1 protein-coding gene is annotated in these 947 nt (G+C 37.9%); it reads right to left on the bottom strand.

Annotated features, from left to right (window positions below):
- Nucleotides 1-947 (bottom strand): InlB B-repeat-containing protein (locus tag BN3004_RS08425; RefSeq protein WP_058259819.1); only part of this gene is annotated, 947 nt, incomplete at both ends.

Raw genomic sequence — 947 nt, 5'->3', positions numbered from 1 at the left:
ACGTATACAGTGTTTTCTTTTGCTACTGTTCCAGTTGCTGTATCGGCTGATACAAATGTTACTGTCCAATATAGTTTTTTATCTGGGTTTGGTGTTACGCCTGGATCTACTGGTCCAATGACATCTGTTAATTTTGTAAATGTTCCTGTTACTGTTAGGTCTTTATCTACTGCTGTTTTGTTATCTAAAGCTGGTGTCCATTTGTCAAATGCGTAGCCTGTTGCTGGTGTTGTTTTTGGTGCTGTTACGTCTGCTAATGTTTTCTTAGCTGTCTTTAATACGTAATAAGTGTTATTCGCATCTACTGTTCCAGTCTTTTCATCTGCTGATACAAATGTTACTGTCCAATATAGTTTTTTATCTGGGTTTGGTGTTACGCCTGGATCTACTGGTCCAATGACATCTGTTAATTTTGTAAATGTTCCTGTTACTGTTAGGTCTTTATCTACTGCTGTTTTGTTATCTAAAGCTGGTGTCCATTTGTCAAATTTGTAGCCTGTTGCTGGTGTTGTTTTTGGTGCTGTTACGTCTGCTAATGTTTTGTTAGCTGTCTTTAATACGTATACAGTGTTTTCTTTTGCTACTGTTCCAGTTGCTGTATCGGCTGATACAAATGTTACTGTCCAATATAGTTTTGTATCTGGGTTTGGTGTTACGCCTGGATCTACTGGTCCTATGATATCTTTTGTAAATGTTCCTGTTACTGTTATGTCTTTATCTATTGCTGTCTTGTTATCTAGGGCTGGTGTCCATTTTTCAAATGCGTAGCCTGTTGCTGGTGTTGTTTTTGGTGCTGTTACGTCTGCTAATGTTTTCTTAGCTGTCTTTAATACGTAATAAGTGTTATTCGCATCTACTGTTCCAGTCTTTTCATCTGCTGATACAAATGTTACTGTCCAATATAGTTTTGTATCTGGGTTTGGTGTTACGCCTGGATCTACTGGTCC

The organism is Fenollaria timonensis, assembly GCF_001457835.1.
Classification (GTDB): domain Bacteria; phylum Bacillota; class Clostridia; order Tissierellales; family Peptoniphilaceae; genus Fenollaria; species Fenollaria timonensis.
This window is presented reverse-complemented; position numbering and strand designations above follow the sequence as displayed.